Source organism: Bradyrhizobium sp. LeoB3 (assembly GCF_055456055.1).
On record NZ_JBVBEF010000357.1, the window covers coordinates 1 to 602 of the forward strand.

Annotated in this window: 1 protein-coding gene; it reads left to right on the forward strand. The window is 63.6% G+C overall.

The window, feature by feature from the left end; translation table 11 throughout:
* A partial coding sequence (gene tnpC / locus ACZXDY_RS46310; RefSeq protein ID WP_464350074.1) for an IS66 family transposase occupies positions 1-589 on the forward strand: 589 nt, incomplete at its 5' end.
* Positions 590-602 lie beyond the last annotated feature (13 nt).

Here is a 602-nt window from a genome sequence, read left to right on the forward strand (position 1 = left end):
TGGCGAGGTCGAGCTCGCCTTCTGCTGGGTGCACATGCGGCGCAACTTCTACGAACTCGCGACAGCCGGCCCCGCTCCGATCGCGGGCGAGGCGCTGAAGCACATCGCCGCATTCTATGGGATCGAGAAGGAGATCCGCGGCCGCAGCGCGGAGGAGCGTCGCCTCGTGCGGCAGCAGAGGAGCCGACCACTGGCCGATGCCTTCGAGGTATGGCTGCGCGCCAAGCTGGCTCTCATCAGCCAGAAGATCAAGCTCGCCGAGGCCATCCGCTACGCCCTCTCGCGCTGGCAAGGCTTAACGCGCTTCATCGATGACGGCCGCATCGAACTCGACAACAATACTGTCGAACGATCAATCCGTGGCATCAAGCTCAGTCGCAAGAACGCGCTGTTTGCCGGATCCGACGGCGGTGCCGAACACTGGGCTGTCGTCGCGTCCCTGGTCGAGACTTGCAAGCTCAACGACGTCGATCCGCTCGCCTATCTCACCGACGTCCTGACCAGGATCGTCAACGGGCATCCAAACCGCGACATCGACCAGCTACTGCCCTGGGCCTACCGCGCTCAAGCCCTCAAAGCCGTGGCCTGAGAACGACGCTTAC